Here is a 21,500-nt window from a genome sequence, read left to right as displayed (position 1 = left end):
CCAAGCCGCCCGAACTAGCGAAGGTCTACCGCGATGCGTACCAGCCAATATCTGCTTTCCACTCTCAAGGAAACCCCCTCCGACGCTGAAGTTGTCAGCCACCAGCTGATGCTGCGCGCCGGGATGATCCGCAAACTCGCTTCCGGCATGTACGCCTGGCTGCCGACCGGCCTGCGGGTCCTGAAGAAGATTGAAAACATCGTCCGCGAAGAGATGAACAATGCGGGTGCCGTCGAAGTATCCATGCCGGTGGTACAGCCCGCCGAGCTGTGGCAGGAGTCCGGCCGCTGGGATGACTACGGCCCCGAGCTGTGCCGCCTGACCGACCGTCACAACCGCCCCTTCGTGCTGGGTCCGACCCACGAAGAGGTGATCACCGCGCTGGTCCGTTACGAAGTGAACAGCTACAAGCAACTGCCGCTGAATCTGTACCAGATCCAGACCAAATTCCGCGATGAAGTGCGCCCCCGTTTCGGCGTGATGCGCGGCCGCGAATTCCTGATGAAGGATGCCTACTCCTTCCACATCGACAAGGCTTCCCTGGTCGATACCTATGAGAAGATGCATGCGGCCTACTGCACCGCCTTCACTCGCATGGGTCTGAACTTCCGCCCGGTGCAGGCCGATACCGGCTCCATCGGGGGCACCGGCTCCCACGAATTCCAGGTGCTGGCCGAGAGCGGTGAAGACTTGATCGCCTTCTCCGATACATCCGATTACGCCGCCAACATCGAGATGGCCGAAGCCCTGGCACCGGCTGGCGAGCGCACTGCCGCAACCAAAGCCCTGACCAAGGTGGCCACCCCGGCCGTCCACACCATCGACGAAGTGGCCGCTTTCCTGAACGTGGCGCCGACCGCCATCGCCAAGACCCTGCTGGTACTGGCCGAGGAAGACGAGCACGGCAAACAGGCCGTCATCGCCCTGGTACTGCGTGGCGACCACGAGCTGAACGAAATCAAGGCCGAGAAGCTTTCTGGCGTGGCTAACCCGCTGACCTTCGCCAATGACGAGCAGATCAAAGCGGCCGCCGGTTGCGACGCAGGCTCCATCGGCCCGGTCGGCTTTGCCGGTCGCATCATCGTCGATCGCAGCGCCGCCCATCTGAGCGATTTTGTTTGCGGCGCCAACGAGACCGGTTTCCACCTGACCGGTGCCAACTGGGATCGCGACATCACCTCTTTTGAGGTTGCCGACCTGCGCAACGTGGTAGAAGGCGACCCGAGCCCGTGCGGCCAGGGCAAGCTGCTGCTCAAGCGCGGTATCGAAGTGGGCCACATCTTCCAGCTGGGTACCAAGTACTCCGAAGCGATGAAGGCGAGCGTGCTGAACGAAGGCGGCAAGTCCGTCACCATGGAAATGGGTTGCTACGGTATCGGGGTTTCCCGTCTGGTGGCTGCCGCTATCGAGCAGAATAACGACCAGTACGGCATCATCTGGCCGGACGCCATCGCCCCGTTCGAAGTGGCCATCGTGCCGATGAACATGCACAAGTCCGAGCGCGTGGCCGAGCAGGCACAACAGTTCTACGCCGAGCTCAAAGCCGCCGGTGTGGACGTGCTGTTTGACGACCGCAAGGAGCGCCCGGGTGTGATGTTCGCCGACATGGAGCTGATCGGTGTGCCCCACGCCATCGTCATCGGTGACCGTGGTCTGGACAACGGCGTGGTGGAGTACAAGTGCCGCCGCTCCGGCGAGAAGCAGGAAGTGGCCATCGGCGAGATCGTTGCCCTGCTCAAGGCCAAGCTGGGTCGCTGATAACGCCGACACCGCCTTTCGCTTTTCATAGGAAAGCCCCGAGTGCCACGGCACTCGGGGCTTTTTATATGCCTCTCAGCCATGATGCACAAAAATGCGTCTCCAGCGTGAACCAATGAGATAACTGCATTGCCCTGTACACGGCACGGCTGATTTCCTAGACTGGCGCTCTTTACCCAGCTTGCCCGAGAAGTTATGTCCATCACCTCAGCCAATACCGTTGTCGTGCTCGACTTCGAGACCACAGGGCTTTCACCCGGACAAGGGGATAGAGCCATCGAGATCGGTGCAGTCAGAATCAAGGATGGTCATATCAGTGAGCGTTTCTCGGCATTGATGAATCCGGGCTTCAATGTGAGCAGCTTCATCGAGCAATATACCGGGATCAGCAATGCCATGCTGAAACAGGCTCCCCCCTGTAACGAGGTGATGGCGGATTTCGTCGACTTTATCGGTGATGACAATCTGGTCGCCCACAACGCCTCCTTCGACAAGCGCTTTCTGGATGCGGAAATCGAGCGATTGCCGGCGCAATACCGCGGCCAGTTCGCCTGTTCCCTGCTGCTATCGAGGCGCCTGTTTCCCGATGCCCCGGATCACAAGCTGGGTACCCTGGTGCAATACCGGAGCCTGCCCAATGACGGGGTGTTTCACCGTGCCCTGGCGGATGCAGAGGTGACGGCCCACCTCTGGCTTGCCTTGTTGGAAGAGCTGGCGTGTCGGCATGGCATTATCGACCCGGACTTTGCATTGCTGCTGACCCTTGGCAAGAAGCCAAAACAGGTGATTCCATCCTTCCTGCGGGAATATGCGACTCGGAAATAATATGTGCCGACATGCATCATCAATCATCCGTGCCATGTCGGCACTGAATTTACCCGCCTTCACATCCATGATGGCCCGGCGTAAAGAGAGGCAGGCAAGCAGATAATTTAGCACTGCACATCAATGAAAAAGCGCGCCAAATGGCGCGCTTTTTTTCCTTGTCATCTGGCGACGGGGCCGGTTCACGGCGCTTCAGGCATTGCGACCGATAAAGAGATCGGTCACATGGCAGCTGCTTCTCGCGGCCAGCGCATCCAGCATGTAGGCTGCAGCGTCTTCCGGCGTCATGAAGCCACTCGAATCCACGTGATCCGAATTCTCCCAGAACTCGCTGCGGATCCCGCTCGGATAGAGGTTCACCAGTCGCAGGGGAGCACTCTTCAGCTCGGCCCGCAAGGATTCGAGAAAGCCGCGCATGCCCCATTTGGAGGCGCAATAGAGGCTCTCGTTGGCCTTGCCGGTCTGGGCGGCAGAGGAGAGCACATTCGCCAGCACGCCGCCATTGTCGCCGATGAGGCGCACCGTCTGCTGGGCCACCAGTATGGTGGAGATGAGATTGCTCTCCACCACCCGGCGGATCTGCTCGGCGGTGTAGACACCCACCGGGCCGAACTCGCCGACACCGGCACAGTGGATCACCATGTCGGGCAGGCCGCCCCACTCCACCGCAGCGGCAAAGGCGACATCCACCTCTTCGTGGTGTGCGAGATCGGCGGCAATGCCGATCACCGCCTTGCCGAGCAGCTCTTCCTGCTCCTGCAGTTTCTGGTAACGGCGACCCATCATGGAAACCTGATGGCCGCGTTCAACCAGCCCTATGGTCAGGGCGCGGCCCAGTCCGGACCCCGCGCCAGTCACTATGATGTGGCCCATGTGTGCTCCTCAGGGAGATCAGAAGGTGAATTCACCACCGATGAACCAGCCGTCGATGGTCTGATCGACGCGATCGAAGTCCATCTCGGCCTCACGCCAGCCGGCGCGGATCTTGAGCGGCACGGAAGAGAACTTGTAGGAGCCGCCCAGACGGTAGTCGTAGTTGTCGGCATCCTGCACGCGGGCATCACCGAAGGCGGCAAAGCCGGTCCCCGGGATGCGCACTTCGGCGCCGGTGTAGGCCATCAGCACATCCTTGTCATAGGAGTAGTGCTGGGTGTTGAAATCACCGTCGTAGCGACGACCGGTCAGACCCAGGTCGATCTGGAACAGGTCGTTGTTGAACAGGCGATAGTAGAGGCTCAGGTCGTAAGCCAGCAGATCGTTGTTGAAGCTGCCGCCGCTGCTGCTGAAGTCGGACATTTCGAACTTGGCGTTGGGCAGCAGCAGGATGCCGTGCTCCAGTTGCAGGTAGCCGCTCCAGTTGTAGTTCTCGTCGTAGCTGCCATCGGCACCCACGCTGCTGACCTGGCCACTTCCCTGGGCATTCCACAGATCGGCACCCGCCGCAAAACGCCAGTCATTGGCGGCCATGGCCCCATGGCTGAGCAGAGCCATCACAGTGCCGGCAATCAGGGTCTTCTTCATCACTTCGCTCCATTTTGGACTGGAAAGGCCATCATTTTACCCGCTGGGCAAGGAATACCTAGAGTAAAAAGCTGAACAAGCGTCCATAAATGTCAGTGCTTCATCCCTTTCATGGGTTCGACCGGCTTCACGGGCAGGCTCAGTGACAGCGTCTGACCATCGTCCAGGGTCAGGGTCAGCGGGAAGGGCGTGCCCTGGGCCAGGGTATGGATGTCGAACAACATGATGTGCAGGCTGCCGGGCTTGAGCACGGCCTCCCCCTTGGCCGGGATCTCGATGCTCTCCACCTGGCGCATCTTCATGACGCCGTTCTCGTGCAAATGGGTGTGCAGCTCGACACGGCCCGCCTCAGGGGACGCACCCGCCACCAGTTTCACCGGTTTGTCCCCATCGTTCCTGAGCACCATGAACGCCGCCGTGTTCGGCGAGCCAGGGGGCAGCAGGCGCACATAACCATCGACCGCGTCGACCTTGGCCAGGGCCGGGGCGGCCAGAAGCAGTGCCATGGTGGAATAAAACGCACGTTTAAACATGGTTGAAATCCTTTTATGATGTTGTTAAACGAGACAAAGCTTACCCCTGTGGCAAGCTTTTGACAGCCCCCGACAACAAGGATTCAGACATGGCCCTCACAATTCTGGCCGAACAGCAGGACGGCTTGCTCACCCTGACCTTCAATCGACCGGAAAAGCGCAATGCCCTCAACACGGAAACGTATCTGGCGCTGACCGACGCACTGCGCCAGGCCGCCTGGGACGAAGAGGTCCATGTGCTGCTGTTGCAGGGCCAGGCGGAGTGCTTCACCGCCGGCAACGATCTGGCCGACTTTGTTGGCAAGCACGCCCTTGAGCCGGACGATCCCATCCTGCAATTTCTGCACACCCTGGCCGACTTCCCCAAACCGGTGATCGCCGCCGTGGGCGGCCCGGCAGTCGGCATCGGCACCACACTGCTGCTGCACTGCGACCTGGTCTATCTGGCTGACAACGCCCGGCTGCAGCTGCCTTTCGTCGAGCTGGGACTGGTGCCGGAGTTTGCCGCCAGCCTGCTGCTGCCACGCGCCGTCGGTCACCTAAAGGCGGCGGAGCTGTTGCTGCTGGCAGAGGCCATCGATGGGGAAGAGGCGCTGCGTCTCGGGCTCGCCAACCGGGTGCTGGCCCCGGCGGACCTGCTCCCCTTCGCTCGGGAGCAGGGACTGAAACTGGCGGCCAAGCCGCCGATGGCGCTCCAGAAGAGCAAGGCGCTGCTCAAGCAGGAGCTCAAACAGGCAGTGCATTTCGTCATCGACCTGGAAGCGCGCGCCTTCGCCCAGGCCCTGCAAGGGGAAGAGGCGCAAAGCCGCATCGCCAGCAAGCTGCAAAAACGGCGCTGAACTCAGTTGAGACGGAACCGGCCTATCAACTCGCAGCCCTGCACCCTGTCCTGCACCTGGATAAGCCGGGCAATCTCCGGATTGGGATGGCGCTTCAAGAAGGAGAGCAGGGCGGCGCGACAGCAGCCCAGCTCACTGATGAGGGATTCGCACTCCCGGTTGGGGCACTGGGGCACCAGGGCGGTGACCAGCTCGGAGGCGAGCTTGAGGTAGCGCAGTTCATAGGCAGGCTCTTCCATGGCACGCCAGAAATCGGCCATGCGGTGACAGGTGGCGACCCGCATGCTGGCCAGTTCGTCCAGATCCCCGGAGGCCAGCTCATACACTTCCCCCAGGGCCTGCTGATAGAGGCAGATCGCCGTGCCCAGAGCCCCCATGCCAAGGGCGTTCTCCGCCTCCAGCATGTAACGTTGCCAGTTCTGATGTTCCATGTTCCTCTCCTTTGCCGACACGAGTGGAGTTTGTATCATGGCCAATCGAGAACAAATATCAACCAGAGCCTTTGTGCAGGATCCCTCAACCCGCCGTTCTGGGCTGATTGACGCGACACTGCTTGCCGGGGTAACCAGGCAGATCCGCCGCCTTGCTGCTGCACGCCAGCCGTTTGGCTTCGGCGAGGCGATCCGCGAGGTTGAGCTCATCGATCGGCTGCCAGGCCATCTGCTGGCCGAGCCAGCTGGCCCAGGCAAACTCGACGAAGTAGACCTGATCCTTCTTGCTGAAGTAGCCCGCATCCTGCAACAGCCCCGCCAGGGTGCGGTAGGGATAATCCGGCAACTCACCGATATGGCCGGGCAACTGCTCGGGAGTCAGGGGTTGACCCCGTTCATCCTTGAGCCAGGCCCAGTGGTTGTTCTGCATCTGGCTCCAGAAATTGGCCCTGTCCTGCAACCGTGCAATCACCTTGACCCTGACCTGCTTCACCCCCTGCTGCCACAGCGCCTTGGTCAGGTGGTGCCTGTCCACCAGCCAGTAACCCCCATCCGGCGCGATGACGATAGGGATCTCTTTCTTTTTCATCAGTTTGTCGAGCTGCTTCTCGCCCTTGTCCGCCAGCTCCCGGGCAGTGGTATCCACCTGCAACTGCCCCACGCCACCCTGGGTGGGGTGCAGCGCCTCTATGTTCACCTCGCACCAGCTTCCCACCGGGCTGCTCTTCTCGCACGGGGCCAACGCCCAGGCCCCCTGGCTCAGCACGCAGACCAACAAGATCCATGCTCTCATCATTCTCTCCTTTTCCTGGCGCTCACGGCGCCCCTTCGTTGACAGCCGCATCGGATATCAATGGGACTCATGCTGGCGGTCTGACCAGCAAAGGGGATATCATGATTTCCCATCTGCCGGCGATGCATTCTCGCCGAGTTTTCTCCCCGCTTCACACATTTTGAAGGATTCACCATGAAAGGATGGAGCCCCCTGTTGGCCCTGCTGGGCTGTGCCTGCATCCAGGCTGCCGATGTGCCGCCCGGTACCCCACTCGCCGCCGAGCAGGCTGTCGTCCGTCATCTCAAAGATGAACCGGCGAGCCTGAGCCCTCTCAAGCTGGTGGGACTGCCGGAGCTGCAGGTCCTCAGAGACCTTTACGAAGGGCTGCTGACCCAGGGGCCGGACGGCAAGGTGCTGCCCGGGGTGGCCGCGAACTGGGAGAACAAGGACAACCGGCAGTTCACATTCCATCTGAGGCAGGATGCCCGCTGGTCCAACGGCGACCCCGTGCGCGCCGCCGACTTCGTCTATGGCTGGCGCAAGCTGGTTGACCCCAGGGAAGCCGCCACTTTCGCCTGGTTCGCCCAGCTCGCCCGCTTCGACAAGGTGGACGACATAGTGGCAGGCAAGCTGGCCCCCGATGCGCTCGGGGTGGAGGCCGTCGATGACCATACCCTGAAGGTGACCCTCTCCCAGCCGGTGCCCTATTTCCTGAGCCTGCTGACCCATCCCAGCCTGTCGCCCCTGCACCAGGCCAGCATGGAACAATATGGCAACCAGTGGACCCAGCCCGGCAAGCTGGTGGGCAACGGCGCCTTCGTGCTGAGTCACCGGGTGGTGAACGAGAAACTGGAGCTGACGCCCAATCCCTACTACTGGGATCGCGCCCACACGGTGCTGACCCGCGTCACCTTCGTGCCCATCAACCAGGAGAGCGCGGCCACCCACCGCTATCTGGCCGGGGATCTGCACATCACCGAATCCTTCCCCAAGGAGCAGTACCAGAGCCTGATGGCCCAGATCCCGGGGGAGGTCTATACCCCGGAACAGCTCGGCACCTACTACTACGCCTTCAACACCCAGCGCCCGCCCCTCAATGATGTGCGGGTGCGCCAGGCGCTCTCCTACACCATCGACAGGGGCCTGATTGCCGACAAGGTGCTGGGCACCGGGGAGAAACCGGCCTATCACTTTACCCCGGACGTGACCGCCGACTTCGACCCCAAGCCCAATCTGCTCTCCACCAGCAGCCAGCAGGCGCTGGACGAGCGTGCCAGAGCCCTGCTGAAAGAAGCGGGCTACGGCCCAAGCAATCCCCTCAAGCTGACCCTGCTCTACAACACGGCGGAAATTCACAAGAAGATGGCACTGGCCATCGCCAACCTGTGGAAACAGAAGCTGGGGGCCCGGGTCGAGCTGACCAACCAGGAGTGGAAAACCTATCTCGACAGCCGTCAAAGCGGCCAGTTCGAGGTGATCCGCTCCTCCTGGGTCGCCGATTACAACGACCCCTCCGCCTTCCTCGGGCTCTGGGGATCGGGCCACAGCGGCAACATGGCCCGGTTCGCCAACCCGGCTTACGACAAGCTGCTGGCGCAGGCGGCCAACAGTCAGGATCCCGCAGAGCGGGCCCGCCTGTTCGATGAGGCCGAGGCCATCTTGCAGAAGGAGGCCCCCATCGCCCCCATCTACCAGTACACCAATGCCCGGCTCATCAAGCCCTGGCTCAAGGGGTATCCCATCAACAACCCGGAAGACGTGGCCTACAGCCGTCAGCTCTACCTCGTCAAACACTGAGTCCGGGGAGGGGTCGGGACATCTGACCCCTCCTGGCACTGTTCCTGTTCAAGTTCCCGGCCTAAAATGCCGCCTCTTTTCATTCATCAACCCCGTGATCCGATCCTGCCATGCGTGCTCTGCTCTTGATTGCCCTGTTTGTTGCCCTTCCCGCCAAGGCCGCCGATGAAACCGAATGCCGCCAGGCCTTCCTCGAATGGATGTTGAGCCAGCAGAAGCAGTTCAGCGACCGCAAGGCCAGCAAGATGGAGCGGCGCAATGCCGAACGAGCCATCGATCAGGCCCGGGATGCCTTCGCCAAGCAGGAGAGTTTCTGCCAGGCCATGGCCTGGGTCGCCAGCGCAGAAGACAATGACCCCCGCTTCAAGCCGAGGACGGGGGAGATCCACGACTTCACTCCCCGCGGCTGAGCCCGCCATCTACGACTTTTTTCAGCCTTTCCCGTGTTGATTTATTGACCCAAGCCAAGGTGGTGCAACAGTCCGCATCTACAATGACGCCGTAACAATCACAAAAATAAAAAATAATTTTATCAGTTACTTGGCTCATTCAGGATGCGCACATGACCACAGCCCGGCACGAAGGGGAGATCCGTTTCCCCGATCACATATCACTGATCTCGACCACGGATCCCACCAGTCACATCACTTATGCCAACCAGCACTTTTGCGATGTGGCGGGCTACAGCGCGACCGAAATGGAAGGGGAGCCCCACAATCTGGTCCGCCACCCCGACATGCCCAAGGCCGCGTTCGCCGACATGTGGCGCCGCCTGCAACAAGGCAAGAGCTGGATGGGGCTGGTAAAGAACCGCGCCAAGAGTGGTCAGTTCTACTGGGTCAACGCCTACGTCACGCCGATTCTCAACGATCAGCAGCAGATCATCGAATACCAGTCTGTCCGCACCCGTCCCCAGGATCACGACATCGCCTGGGCAGAGCAGCTCTATGCCCGGATCCGTGACGGCAAGGCACTGCCCTGGCTGACCCGGCTGACCCTGGAGCCGGGGCAGCTGTGTCTGCTGCTCTCTGGCACCGCCCTGCTCGGCATGGGGGCCAGTCTGGTCACCGGCCAGCCGGGGTGGGGAGTCATCACTCTGCTCTGCTTGCTGGCCCAGATGGGACATGGCTGGCATCTGCAACGGCGGCTGGCCAGGCTGCTGGCCATGGCGGGCGAGGAGCAGGGCAGCGCCCTTTGCCAGGTACTCTATGCCAGGCGTCAGGACAGCCTGGCCGCCCTTGAACTGCTGCTGCGCATGAAGAAGGCGGAGCTGCGCGCCGTGGTAGGTCGCAGCGCGGACACCAACCAGCAGATCCTGCAGGCGGCGGAGGATGACAGGGGGCATATCCAGACCATAGACACTCACCTGCAACAGCAGCGGGCCCAGAGCGAGCAACTGGCGGCGGCCATCACCCAGATGAGCCAGTCCATCCGCGATGTGGCTGACAATGCCCACCAGGCCAATGCGCTGGTGGGCGAGGTCCAGCAGGTGTCCGCCAGTGGCCAGCAGGCGCTGGCCACCACCCGGGATTCGGTCGACAGGCTTCATCAGGAGCTGGACGCCAGCCAGGGCGTGCTGGCGCGCCTGACCCAGGACAGCCAGAAGATCAACGGCATTCTGGAGGTGATCGGGCAGATTGCGGATCAGACCAACCTGCTCTCCCTCAATGCGGCCATCGAGGCGGCACGGGCCGGTGAACAGGGGCGCGGCTTTGCGGTGGTGGCCGACGAGATACGGGCCCTGGCCCAGAAGACCCGCAGCTCCACCGGCGAGATAAGCGACATGATAGGGGCGCTGCAACAGAGCACCCGGCAACTGTCCGATGGCATGGAGCAGGGGGCCCAGACATCAGTGCTCTGTCAGCAGCACATGGGGGCCACCGCCGAGGTGCTCGACCAGATCAACCGGATGCTGGCCCGGGTGACCCACACCAGCGACGAGATAGCCCAGGCGGTGAGCCAGCAGGCGGATGTCACCAGCACCCTGGATCAGGGGATCCACCAGATCCACCAACTGGCGAGCCACACCGCGGACAACAGCCGTCAAGCCCTCGATGGCATCACCCTGCTGGTGGAGCGGCTGCAAAACCTCTCCCGCCTGATCAACCAGTTCCACGACTGACCCCCTTGCCGTGTAGTTTGGCGCGCCCCCGGGCGCGCTGCCGATCTCTCCTCTCCTCCACGACGACAGGCTCCCGCCGGGGGCAAGAAGTCCGTCTCAGGATTTGCCCTTGAACTGCTTGATGCTGCGCTTGCCCTGGGTGCGACGGTTCGCCTGCTTGTCTCTTGGCGCCCGTTTGCTCTCCCCGCTGGCGGGTTTGTCGGTCACCGGGAAACCTGCCAGCGCCGCCAAGGGCAGGGGCCGACCGGTCAGGGCCCGGATCCCCTCGAGCGCCTCCCCATCCCCGTGGCAGGTAAGGGAGATGGCCAGACCGCTCTGTCCGGCACGGGCGGTACGACCGATACGATGCACGTAGACGGGCGCATGGTCCGGCAGATCCAGATTGATCACCACCGGCAATGCCTCCACGTGGATGCCGCGCGCCATCAGGTCCGTGGCCACCAGCACCCGCACCCTGCCCTCCTTGAAATCCGCCAGCGCCTGCTCCCGCGCGGCCTGATCCTTGTTTCCGTGCAGGGCCGCCACCGTCATGCCAGCCCTGGCGAGTTTCTTGGCCACCCCGTCCGCGTCGTCCCTGGCACTGATGAAGACCAGCACCTGGGGCCACTCTCCGGCCTCCAGCAGGGCGATCAGCGCAGGCACCTTGCTGCTCCTGTTGACCAGATAGAGCCGCTCCTCGATGTCGTTCACCAGGCTGTTGAGCGGCTCGGCCTCGATGCGCACCGGATCCTGCAGCAGGCCCGAGGCCAGGCTCTCCAGTTCGACCGGCAAGGTGGCGGAGAAGAGCATCTGCTGCCGCGCCTCCGGCATTGCCTTCATCAGCCACTGGATATCGGGCCAGAACCCCATCTCCAGCAGGCGATCCGCTTCATCCAGCACCAGCATGCGCAGGGCACCCAGCCCCAGCGTCTGCTGGGCCAGCAAGTCCCGCAACCGTCCGGGGGTCGCCACCAGCAGTTGGGGGCCGAGAGCCAGTTCCCGCTCCTGCCACTCCTGGGCCACCCCGCCACACAGGGTCAGGAGACGCACCCCCAACCCGTCGGCAATCTCCTGCAGGGCGGCGCTCACCTGGCTTGCCAGCTCCCGGGTGGGGACCAGTACCAATCCCTGTACCCGGTCGCTGGCTGCGTCCAGCCTCTGCAGCAGCGGCAGGCCGAATGCCAGGGTCTTGCCACTGCCGGTCCTGGCCAGGGCAAGCAGATCCCGTCCTGACAAGGCAGCAGGAATGGCTAGCTGCTGAATGGGGGTCGGTTTTTCCAGCGCGGCGGGCAGCAGGGGCAACAGGGCGGGGTCAAGGGCGAGTTCGTCAAACGTCATGGGGATCGCAGATACAGGCTGAACAAGGATGTGGAGGCGAAGTCTAGCCAGACCCACCCCATAAGTAAAAGGTTCGGGAGCGCAATAAAAACGGCCTGCCCCGTGTGAACGGGGCAGGCCGTCAGGCAATCAGCCTTTGGCGCGACTTACAGAACGGCCAGGGCGGCGGCGTAGTTCGGCTCGTCGGCGACTTCGGCCACCAGCTCGCTGTGCAGCACCTTGTCGTGCTCATCCAGTACCACGATGGCACGGGCAGCCAGACCCACCAGCGGGCCGGAGGAGAAGGCCACGCCGTAGTCCTGCAGGAAGGAGACACCGCGCAGGGTGGAGAGGTTCACCACCTTGTCCAGACCCTCGGCGCCGCAGAAGCGGGCCTGGGCGAACGGCAGGTCGGCAGAGATACACAGCACGACGGTGTTGTTCAGGGCGCTTGCCTGCTCATTGAACTTGCGCACGGAAGTGGCGCAGGTCGGGGTGTCGACGCTCGGGAAGATGTTCAGGATCTTGCGCTTGCCGGCGAAGGTCGCCAGGGTCGCATCAGACAGATCGCCAGCAACCAGGGAGAAGGGCTTGGCCTGCTCACCGGCAACGGGGAAGTGGCCGGAGACGGAGACGGGGTTGCCTTGCAGGGTGACGGTATTGCTCATGTTAGGTCCTTGATGATTGATGTGGGATCCAGGGTCCCCAGTATAGGCCCGCCACGGGATGACAAACACCCGCTAATGAAAGGGATTTGGCATCCCTTTGCGTCCCTCCTGCTCCAGGGGCAGATCAGCGGCCACTGTCATGGCCCCGGACAAAGAGGAGAAGAGGGCTTGACCTTGGACTTTACACCAAGGTTTACACTCGGCGCAGTCATCCAGGATCCCGCAGGGGCGGGATCCCTCAAGAGGAACGCATCATGAGCAAATCCTGCTGCAGCCATCAACACGCCGCTGCCCCCATCAAGGCCGTCAGCAAGACCGCCACCCCACAGGCCGGACACAGCCACACCAGCCACTGCTGCGACAACGGGGCACAGGCCAGTGGTGTCGCCAACCCGACCCGCCACGATCATCAGGGGCAAAGTGGCGCAGACAGCCCGGGTGATGAAGAGCCCCCCAGAGGCGCTTGCACCACCGACACAGCCAACGGCCACGAACACGACCACGATCACGATCATCATGAGCAGGGGCACGAGCACGCCCACACGGGCGCCGCGACCGAGCCGCCGCTGGCTAGCCCCGAGCAGAACAGCCGCCGCCATAGCTGGCAGGTGCTGGGCATGGATTGTCCCAGCTGTGCCCGCAAGATAGAGACCGCCGTCAGCCGGCTGGAGGGCGTACAGCAGGCTCGGGTGCTGTTTGCCACCGAGAAGCTGGTGGTGGATCTGGCCCCCGGCCTCTCCCCCGACCCCGTTACCGCCGCCGTGCTGGCCGCCGGCTTCCAGCTCAAAGGAGGCGCTCAGAACACGGCTCGCAGCGAACCGGGCCGCAGCCCGCAGATGCAGAGAGTCAGCAACCTGCTCGGCAAATACTGGCAGCCCCTGTCGCTGGCCGGCCTGATGGGGGTGGCGGCCCTGTTGCCGAACCAGCTCGGTCAGCCGCTCTTTACCCTGGCCACCCTCTGGGGACTGTGGCCCGTCGCCCGCAAGGCGTGGGCACTGACCAGAAGCGGCTCTCCCTTCGCCATCGAGACCCTGATGACGGTCGCCGCCGTGGGGGCCCTGTTCCTCGGTGAAACCGCCGAAGCGGCCATGGTGCTGCTGCTGTTCATGCTGGGTGAACATCTGGAGGCCTACGCCGCCGGCCGCGCCCGCGCCGGGGTCACCGCCCTGATGGCGCTGGTGCCCGACAAGGCGCTGCGCATCCGCACCACTGCCGAGGGCGAGGTGCGCGAAGAGGTCGCTGCCGACCAGCTGCGCCCCGGCGACATCATCGAAATCGCCCCGGGCGCCCGCCTGGCCGCCGATGCCCGCCTGCTCGACCCCCTCGGCGCCTTTGACGAGAGCGCCCTGACCGGCGAATCCATCCCGGTGGAGCGCCGCCGGGGTGACAAGGTCCCCGCCGGCAGTCTGGCGGCGGACCGGGTGCTGCGCCTCGAGGTGGTGTCCGAACCCGGCAACAACGCCATCGACCGCATCCTGCATCTCATCGAGGAGGCCGAGACCCAGCGCGCCCCCATCGAGCGCTTCATCGACCGCTTCAGTCGCTGGTATACCCCGGCCATGATGCTGGTCGCCCTGCTGGTGGTGCTGGTACCGCCGCTCGCCTTCGGCCAGAGCTGGGACGAGTGGGTCTATCGCGGGCTGGCGCTGCTGCTCATCGGTTGCCCCTGCGCCCTGGTCATCTCCACCCCGGCGGCGGTCACCTCGGCGCTGGCGGCAGCCACCCGCCAGGGGGCCCTCATCAAGGGGGGCGCCGCGCTGGAGCGGCTGGCACACATTGATACCCTGGCCTTTGACAAGACCGGCACCCTGACCCTGGGCAAGCCGCAGCTGACCGAACTGGTGAGCCTCAATGGCCAGCCTGAGGCCGACCTGCTGGCACTGGCGGCGGCCATCGAGCAGGGCTCCCACCACCCGCTGGCCCGCGCCGTGGTGACGGCGGCCAGCGAACGGGGCCTCAGCCTCGCCGCCGCCCAGGAGCTGCGCGCCCTGCCCGGCATGGGCGTGGAAGGCCGCATCGACGGCGCCCTCTGGCAGTTGCTGGCGCCGAGCCGGGTCGCCACCCTGGATGCCGCCATGCAGGCCCGGATCGCCACCCTGGAGCAGCAAGGCAAGACGGTGGTGGTGCTCGGTCAGCCCGACACCGCTCCGGCCGCCCTGCTGGCCCTGCGCGACCAGATCCGGCCAGAAGCGGCGGCGGCGCTGCAAGAGCTCAACCAGCTCGGCCTGCAGAGCATCATGCTGACCGGCGACAACCCCCGCGCCGCCGAGGCCATCGCCACCGAGCTCGGCATGGGCTGGCGCGCCGGCCTGCTGCCGGAAGGCAAGGTAGAGGAGATAAGCCAGCTCGCCAGCACCCGCAAGGTGGCCATGATCGGCGACGGCATCAACGATGCACCGGCCATGAAGCGGGCCAGCATCGGCATCGCCATGGGAGGCGGCACCGACGTGGCGCTGGAAACCGCCGATGCGGCGCTGACCCACAACCAGCTCGGCGGGGTCGCCGCCATGATCCGGCTCTCCCGCGCGGCGCTGGCCAACATCCACCAGAACATCGCGCTGGCGCTGGGGCTCAAGGCCATCTTCCTGGTCACCAGCCTGCTCGGCATCACCGGCCTGTGGATTGCGGTGCTGGCCGACACCGGCGCCACCGCCCTGGTCACCGCCAACGCCCTGCGCCTGCTGCGAAAACGCTAGTCCGGCCGTAAACTGCACAACCAACAGCCGCTCCAACGGGGCGGCTTTTTTATTGCCTCGCCCACGAGCAAAGAAAAAGCGCGGCTGCCGGTCGGCAGTCGCGCTTTGCTTACTCTCTCGGTGTTATCCCGCCCTTGGCGAGGCGGAATTCAACCCGGGGCTGCCGAGCCAGCCCCAGGCTCGATGGGAAAGACTTACTTGGCGCTGCACTCCTGGATGATGACGCTGCCCACCTCGCCGGAAGTCTGGGTCGGGTCAACCTTCACCAGGAAGCTCCACAGACCCTGTTCCAGCGTGATGCTGTTGTTGCCCATGCCACCGTCGCCGTGCTGGAGCGGGTAAACCTGCTCGGGCTCCAGTGCGATCAGGGTGCCACCGGCATCCTTCACGAAGAACTGCTTGCTCCAGTTGCCATCGTCGTTGGCAAACTTGAAGTCAAAGCTGCCCGCGTAGTTGAAGGCGGCCTGATAGATGGCGAGGTTGCCTTCCATCCCCTTGTAGCTCAGCTGGTAGGCCGGCTGGGCGTTCCAGTCGCTCAGACTGCCGCGCACATAGAGCGGGAAGCCAAGCGGATTGCCCGCGACGGTATCCAGCACCTTGCAGCTCTGCGCCGGTTCGGTGTAGCTGATGCTCAGGGTGGGCTTGTCCTTGTTCATGGCGGTGAAGACAAACTTGTAGGTGCCAGCCTTCTCCACGTTGAACGGCAGATCCCCGCCATTGGCACAGAGCGTATTGACCTGGCCGGTCGCAAGCTGGTCGGTATCGCTGCACTTGCCGTAATTGACGGGTCCGCTCCACTCGTTGCCAGCGATCTTCACCTGGGTCGACCCCAGCTGATCCGCCGTCACCTCGGTGGTGAACTCATAGGTGAAGTTGCCACTGAAGTTCATCTTGTTGACCGGATCCCACTGATTCAGGAAACCGCGCACGAACACCTCGGTGTCACCGAAGGGAGGCAAGGTGCTCAGATCCGTCTTCTTGCTCACCGGCAGCCCCGCGCCCTGGGCACCGCTCTGCGGCTTGACGAACACCGCCGCCGACCAGGCGCCAAGGGTCAGCTGACCGCTGTCATTGGCCGCACCGCTGGCGATGCTGTCGGAGTCACGGTGGGCACCGCTCAGGACCATGCCGGTCAGATCGATGGGCTGATCCTTGCCGTCACGGAAATCGCCGATGCTCTGGGGCTGATTGGTGGCGTTGATCATCACCACCAGGCCGTCGATGGCCGGATCCAGATCCGCACCGGCGCCCACCCCGTCATCCACGCTCATCACGATGAGACCCGGGATCTGCTCAGGGCCGGTGTTGCGGAAGTCGACCCGCTTGATCACCTCGGCGCCGCTGCCAAGACGCAGCAGACGAGAGGATTGACGCAGTTCGGAGAGCTCCTGGTAGAAGTTCACCATCTGATGCATCTCGGCCGAACCCGGCTTGGCGTGCTGGCCGAGCACCTGCTCGATCAGCTCGTAGTTGGCCTCGTCCTTGTCCTTGCGCGGCAAGCCCTTGTCGAAGTTGTTGTCGCCAAGGGTGTAATCGACCCGGTTGTACCAGTCACCGGAGTCGTAGCTGTCCCGCTCCATGGACTTGGAGCGCAGCAGTTCGACACCCGCGTGGGTGAAGGGAATGCCCTGACCCAGCATGGCGGTCGCCAGAGAGACCCCCTGCATCCGCACCAGGTCGGCCCCGGCGGGTGCCTTGTACACCAGGTTGTCGAACAGAGTCTGGTTGTCGTGCTTGTCGACATAGTTCTGGATTTCGGTCGGATCCTGGGCATAGCCCGCCGGTTGACCGTTGTAGTCGATGTCGGAGCCTTTCTTCGGTATGCCGTCCTTGTCGGTCAGCACGAACTCCTTGAGGTTGCCCGCCATGCCGAGGCGCACCAGATCGGACTGATGCAGGGCGGTGGCGAGATCGACGCCGTCCAGCTCGTTGGCATCCACCAGGGCGCCGTTGCCAAAGCCCTGGGTCTTGCGAATGGCTTCGCCGCCGTCGAACGGGCTGCCGCCGCGCACCGCATCACGCAGCCGGTCGGAGAAGGAGCCGATGCCGGTACCGGCCAGGTGCTTCTGGGTCGCCTGTACGAAGCGCTTGTCATCCTGTACCTCGCCGAAGTTCCACCCCTCGCCGTAGAAGTACATGTCCGGATTGACCTTCTTCACCTCGGCCAGGGCCTGCACCATCTGATCTTTCGGGTGATGGCCCATGAGGTCGAAGCGGAAGGCATCGATCTTGTAGTCCCGCGCCCAGGTGACCAGAGAGTCATCCATCAGCTTGGCGAACATGGCGTGTTCCGGCGCCGTGTTGGAGCAGCAGGTGGAGTTTTCCACCGAACCGGTCTCCGGATTGAGGCGCTGGTAGTACCAGGGCACAATCTTGTCGAGCACGGATTTGGAACCGAGACCCGCTTCGTTGGTGTGGTTGTAGACCACGTCCATCACCACGTTCATGCCGATGTTCTGCTTGATGGCCTGCACCATCTCGCGGAACTCCTTGATCCGGGTCGTCCCCTCCGCATTGGTGGCGTAGGAGCCTTCCGGGGTGGTGTAGTGGTAGGGGTCATAGCCCCAGTTGAAGGAGTCCACCCCGCGCAGGTAGCCGTACAGCTCCTGCACTACGGGGCTTTCCTTGCTGTCGCTGGCTTGCAGATCACCGAGCACGGCTTCGATGGTCTCGCCGCCACCACAGTGGCTGGCAAACCTGGAGTTCTTGACCTCGGGATTGACCTCGCACAGCTTGCTGAAGTCATCACCGATGTTGGCCACCTTGGCCGGATCCTCGTTGACGGTGGCGATGTCGAACACCGGCAGCAGGTGCAGGTGGCTGACGCCGCTCTTGGCCAGGGATTTCAGGTGGGTGACGGGCACGCTGTCGCTGTCGGTCAGCCCGAGGAACTTGCCGCGGTGATCCACCGGCGTCGACTCGTCGTTGCCGGTCAGATCCCGGACGTGGGCCTCATAGATGGTGATGTCGGCGGGGTTCTTCTGGCTGTGGGGCGCCTTCAGGCTGTCCCAGCCTTCCGGCTTGAGGGCCGGATCGTCGAGATCCACCACCTGGCTGAACTCGGAGTTCATCGCCAGGCTCAGGGAGTAGGGGTCGGTCACCTGATAGGATTCCAGCTTGCGGCTGACCGGGTGATAGACCTGGATATCGTAGCGGTAGTATTTGCCGACAAGATCGCTGCCCCCCTGCACGCTCCAGCTGCCGCTGGCCTCGTCCAGGGTCATGGCGCGCTCGCCAAGCGACTTGTGCTGCTCGTCGAACAGCGCCAGCTTGACCGACTTGGCGGTCGGAGCCCAGAGCCGGAAGGTGACATTGCCCCCCTCCACCACGGCGCCGTAGGCCAGCTTGGTGGCCGCTTCGCTGTAAAGGGCATCGAGGGCACCGGCACTCTGCACCAGGGTCGCCCCCTGCAGGATACCGTCCGCATCGGTCCCGATGGCGACCAGCTCACCCTTGAGCAGGGGCTTGAGATCTTTCCCCGCAGGCAGGGCGAAGGCGGCGGCATCCTTGAGGTGCGGGTATTTGGCCTGCTGCTCTTCGGTCAGGCTGGTCGGGGTCAGCTTGAGGTAGGGGAAATCGAATACACCCTCGCTGTTTGCGGTGATGGTGCCTGACTCTGTGTAGTAGAGGCGCACATAGGGCTTGTCCTTGCCCCCTTGCCAAATCAGGGTGTTGTCGTCGATGAGATGGGCACTGGCCCCCGCCACGCCGAAGGCGGCGGTGAAGGCTTCCGCCCGGCTGCCGAAGATCTCGTTCTTGCCGGCGACGATGGCCACGGTGCGATCCGGGTGATCACTGAAGACCACCTTCATGTCGCTGCCGGTCAGGTTCGCGAGATCGCCGTTGCGGGCGATGAAGTTGATGCAGCCTTCCATCTTGGAGAGCGGCACGACCCAGGCCGGACCAAAACTGTCCGCCGCGGACGGCGTCTTGCTCTTGTCATCCCAACCGGTGTTGAGGCCGCCCTCCGAGGTCGAGTTGCAGGCGTCGTTGTTCCACAGGTGCAGGCTGTGGCTGGCGAACGGGCCGGTGACACCGCGCGCCGCGCTGGTCTGGGTATCCACCAGGGCGATGACCGCTTCGTCGGGGCCGGCCGTCAGCAGTTCGGCCGGGGGCTGGACGTTGGGAAGACGAGCGACGGGCTCATCCTGAGGGGCAGGAGCAGAAGAACTGTTGTCGTTACAGCCTGACAAAAGCGCGAGCAGTGAGGCTGTTACCAGCGCCACTTTGGTCTTTTTCATATCCATTTTTTTATAATTCCCGCTGTAGTTAGTCTCGATATCCGAGTACCCGGTCATTGCCGAGCGGTGCCATATTAATCAGCAGGAATTGCCGTAAATGTGAGCGGATGGGCAAAAAAAACCAATCCGCATCAACAAGATAACGTTTTCATAACGAAAACTCGATCGCGCTCACAGACCTGGCACCGCTTTCGGCCCATACCAGCGGAAAGAGGGGAGCGAGTGACGAAATCAATGTCCAATCAAATGGATAGAGGGGACTGGGTGATGAAACGGATTGAGGAGCAGGCCAGGCGGCTGGACCAGGAGTATCAGGGTATTGCCCAGTTGTTCGATCAGTTCTGCCAGCAGGCCGGCGTGCTCGCCGAACGCTATCACTTCTTCAACTGGCCGGATTATGAAGAGAGCCCGCCCCTCGCCCGCGCCTTCACCTTGCTGGGGGAACCACGGGAGCTGCGGCTGCGCTGTCAACCCGGCGAGGGGGGTTCCCTGAACGGCCTCCTCCAGGTGTGTGGCGAGGAAGGCAAGGTTCACGCCAGCCTGGGCTTTCATGCCGACGGCCACCTGCTGCTGGAGCCGGGCCGCCTGCTCGACGACCCGCCGGGACTGCTGCTGAGGCTGATGCTGGGCTCCCTCTGGCAGGATCAGGGGAGCGAGCCTCCCCGCTGACACCCGCCAGGGGCGTCAGTCGGCAGACACTTCGATGGTCAGGTGCACCAGCTCCTCGTGGATGGCGAGGCGCTCGCGGATCGCCTGTGCCGGGACCGGGGTCGCCATCTGCAACGACATCGCGGCGGCATACTGCATCTGCCCCACCCGCCAGACGTGCAGATCGCGGATCTCGGCGCCAGGCAGCTCGGCGATCACCTCGCGGATCTCGTCCACCAGGGGCGCATCCATCTCCGCATCCAGCAAGACGCGCCCGGTATCACGCAGCAGCCCCCTGGCCCACACCGCCACCAGCACGGCCCCGGCGATGCCCATCAGGGGATCCAGCCAGTCCGCCCCCCACAACATGCCTCCCACCAACGCCAGAATCGCCAACACCGAGGTAGCCGCGTCCGCCAGCACGTGGAGGTAGGCGGCGCGCAGGTTGAGATCCTGATGGCCGTGGTGGTGATCGTGCGAGTGGTCGTGATGACCGTGATGGTGGTCGTGACCATGGTGATGGCCGTGATCGTCCCTGAGCAGCCAGGCACAGGCCAGATTCACCAGCAGGCCCAGCAGGGCAATGCCGATCGCCTGCTGATAATGGATGGGGCTGGGGTCCAGCAACCTGGCCACCGACTCGAACAGCATCAACCCCGCCACCCCCACCAGCAGCAGGGCGCTACTGAAGCCCCCCAGCACCTCTATCTTCCAGGTACCGAAGCTGAACCTGTGATCCCGCGCGAAGTGGCGGGCAGCGCGATAGGCCAGCACCGAGAGGCCGAGGGCCAGGGCATGGGAGCTCATGTGCCAACCGTCGGCCAGCAGCGCCATGGAGTTGTAGAACCAGCCGCCACCGATCTCCGCCACCATCATGACGACGGTGAGCAGCACGGCCCAGCGGGTCTTCTGTTCGGCCAGGGGATTCCCTTCGTGGACGACGGGGTGGTGGCAGTGGGATGAGGCGAGGGATGACATGGATTTCTCCTGAAAACGAGGATGCCATATACTATACCCCAGTATAGTTTTATTGATCGAGAGGATCCTGGATGTCACACACGGTTCACGACAAGAAGAAGCTGCTGGCACGGGTCAGGCGCATCAAGGGGCAGACCGGCGCCCTGGAGAGCGCCCTGGAACAGGAAACAGACTGCGCCGCCATCCTGCAGCAGATCGCCGCCATCCGCGGCGCCGTCAACGGCCTGATGCTGGAGGTACTGGAGGGGCACATGCGCGAGCATCTTGGCGCCGAGGAGGCGACCCATGCCGAGCGGCTGGAGGATCTGGATCAGGTGGTGAGGGTACTGCGCTCCTATCTGAAATAAGGGCGTCCGGTGATGACGGGCGCCC

18 protein-coding genes are annotated in these 21,500 nt (G+C 63.4%); 9 read left to right on the top strand and 9 right to left on the bottom strand.

Translation table 11 applies throughout. The features are described 5' to 3' along the window. Positions 1-33: 33 nt before the first annotated feature. A complete protein-coding gene (locus AB5Y93_RS15385) occupies positions 34-1,758 on the top strand; it encodes a proline--tRNA ligase (protein ID WP_368229765.1) in 1,725 nt (574 codons plus the stop codon). Positions 1,759-1,953: 195 nt separating this feature from the next. Continuing rightward, on the top strand, positions 1,954-2,583 hold the full coding sequence (locus AB5Y93_RS15380) for a 3'-5' exonuclease (RefSeq protein WP_319910597.1): 630 nt from the start codon (positions 1,954-1,956) through the stop codon (positions 2,581-2,583). 192 nt (positions 2,584-2,775) lie between these two features. Here the strand turns inward: AB5Y93_RS15380 and AB5Y93_RS15375 are convergent, their stop codons facing one another. The 3 genes from AB5Y93_RS15375 to AB5Y93_RS15365 form a co-directional block, all read right to left on the bottom strand. Further along, positions 2,776-3,456: an SDR family oxidoreductase gene (locus AB5Y93_RS15375; protein WP_043155851.1), complete on the bottom strand. Its 681-nt coding sequence runs from the start codon at positions 3,454-3,456 to the stop codon at positions 2,776-2,778. An 18-nt stretch (positions 3,457-3,474) separates the two neighbouring features. Beyond that, on the bottom strand, positions 3,475-4,104 hold the full coding sequence (locus AB5Y93_RS15370; RefSeq protein WP_043155850.1) for a TIGR04219 family outer membrane beta-barrel protein: 630 nt from the start codon (positions 4,102-4,104) through the stop codon (positions 3,475-3,477). 92 nt (positions 4,105-4,196) lie between these two features. Further along, entirely contained in the window at positions 4,197-4,637 is a 441-nt protein-coding gene (locus AB5Y93_RS15365) for a copper chaperone PCu(A)C (protein WP_039039478.1), read from the bottom strand. A gap of 89 nt (positions 4,638-4,726) precedes the next feature. On the opposite strand from AB5Y93_RS15365, the gene AB5Y93_RS15360 reads away from it, so the two are divergent. Then, positions 4,727-5,476: an enoyl-CoA hydratase-related protein gene (locus AB5Y93_RS15360; RefSeq protein WP_368229764.1), complete on the top strand. Its 750-nt coding sequence runs from the start codon at positions 4,727-4,729 to the stop codon at positions 5,474-5,476. A gap of 2 nt (positions 5,477-5,478) precedes the next feature. Here AB5Y93_RS15360 and AB5Y93_RS15355 read toward each other — a convergent pair whose 3' ends face one another. Together AB5Y93_RS15355 and AB5Y93_RS15350 are read right to left on the bottom strand one after the other, a co-directional pair. Next, positions 5,479-5,907 carry a DUF2753 family protein gene (locus tag AB5Y93_RS15355; protein ID WP_010672859.1) on the bottom strand — a complete coding sequence of 143 codons (429 nt, stop codon included), beginning with the start codon at positions 5,905-5,907 and terminating at the stop codon, positions 5,479-5,481. Positions 5,908-5,992: 85 nt separating this feature from the next. Beyond that, the gene (locus AB5Y93_RS15350; protein WP_368229763.1) at positions 5,993-6,700 is read right to left on the bottom strand and encodes a ParB-like protein; all 708 of its coding nucleotides are present in this window, start codon (positions 6,698-6,700) and stop codon (positions 5,993-5,995) included. Between the two features lie 174 nt (positions 6,701-6,874). Between AB5Y93_RS15350 and AB5Y93_RS15345 the strand changes: the two genes are divergently transcribed. From AB5Y93_RS15345 to AB5Y93_RS15335, 3 genes are all read left to right on the top strand, one after another. Continuing rightward, a complete protein-coding gene (locus AB5Y93_RS15345; RefSeq protein ID WP_368229762.1) occupies positions 6,875-8,479 on the top strand; it encodes an ABC transporter substrate-binding protein in 1,605 nt (534 codons plus the stop codon). 110 nt (positions 8,480-8,589) lie between these two features. Next, complete coding sequence (locus AB5Y93_RS15340; protein ID WP_010672856.1) at positions 8,590-8,889, top strand: hypothetical protein; 300 nt, start codon at positions 8,590-8,592, stop codon at positions 8,887-8,889. 152 nt (positions 8,890-9,041) lie between these two features. Beyond that, positions 9,042-10,601, top strand: a complete 1,560-nt coding sequence (locus AB5Y93_RS15335) for a PAS domain-containing methyl-accepting chemotaxis protein (protein ID WP_045523352.1) — start codon at positions 9,042-9,044, stop codon at positions 10,599-10,601. A gap of 96 nt (positions 10,602-10,697) precedes the next feature. Here the strand turns inward: AB5Y93_RS15335 and AB5Y93_RS15330 are convergent, their stop codons facing one another. Further along, positions 10,698-11,918: a DEAD/DEAH box helicase gene (locus AB5Y93_RS15330; protein ID WP_323955728.1), complete on the bottom strand. Its 1,221-nt coding sequence runs from the start codon at positions 11,916-11,918 to the stop codon at positions 10,698-10,700. A gap of 146 nt (positions 11,919-12,064) precedes the next feature. Continuing rightward, positions 12,065-12,565 carry a thiol peroxidase gene (gene tpx / locus AB5Y93_RS15325; protein WP_010672853.1) on the bottom strand — a complete coding sequence of 167 codons (501 nt, stop codon included), beginning with the start codon at positions 12,563-12,565 and terminating at the stop codon, positions 12,065-12,067. Positions 12,566-12,819: 254 nt separating this feature from the next. On the opposite strand from tpx, the gene AB5Y93_RS15320 reads away from it, so the two are divergent. Then, a complete protein-coding gene (locus AB5Y93_RS15320; RefSeq protein ID WP_368229761.1) occupies positions 12,820-15,261 on the top strand; it encodes a zinc/cadmium/mercury/lead-transporting ATPase in 2,442 nt (813 codons plus the stop codon). A 194-nt stretch (positions 15,262-15,455) separates the two neighbouring features. Here AB5Y93_RS15320 and pulA read toward each other — a convergent pair whose 3' ends face one another. Beyond that, positions 15,456-19,508, bottom strand: a complete 4,053-nt coding sequence (gene pulA / locus AB5Y93_RS15315; protein WP_368229760.1) for a pullulanase-type alpha-1,6-glucosidase — start codon at positions 19,506-19,508, stop codon at positions 15,456-15,458. A gap of 261 nt (positions 19,509-19,769) precedes the next feature. On the opposite strand from pulA, the gene AB5Y93_RS15310 reads away from it, so the two are divergent. Continuing rightward, positions 19,770-20,171: a hypothetical protein gene (locus AB5Y93_RS15310; protein ID WP_041211001.1), complete on the top strand. Its 402-nt coding sequence runs from the start codon at positions 19,770-19,772 to the stop codon at positions 20,169-20,171. Positions 20,172-20,186: 15 nt separating this feature from the next. On the opposite strand, the gene dmeF is transcribed toward AB5Y93_RS15310, so the two are convergent. Next, on the bottom strand, positions 20,187-21,128 hold the full coding sequence (dmeF, locus tag AB5Y93_RS15305) for a CDF family Co(II)/Ni(II) efflux transporter DmeF (protein ID WP_103858051.1): 942 nt from the start codon (positions 21,126-21,128) through the stop codon (positions 20,187-20,189). 71 nt (positions 21,129-21,199) lie between these two features. Between dmeF and AB5Y93_RS15300 the strand changes: the two genes are divergently transcribed. Further along, positions 21,200-21,475: a metal/formaldehyde-sensitive transcriptional repressor gene (locus AB5Y93_RS15300; RefSeq protein WP_041214512.1), complete on the top strand. Its 276-nt coding sequence runs from the start codon at positions 21,200-21,202 to the stop codon at positions 21,473-21,475. Positions 21,476-21,500 lie beyond the last annotated feature (25 nt).

Source organism: Aeromonas sp. R10-1, assembly GCF_040908465.1.
GTDB classification, from domain to species: Bacteria; Pseudomonadota; Gammaproteobacteria; order Enterobacterales; family Aeromonadaceae; genus Aeromonas; species Aeromonas caviae.
The sequence above is the reverse complement of the archived record's forward strand: the minus strand, read 5'-3'. Positions and strand labels throughout refer to the sequence as shown.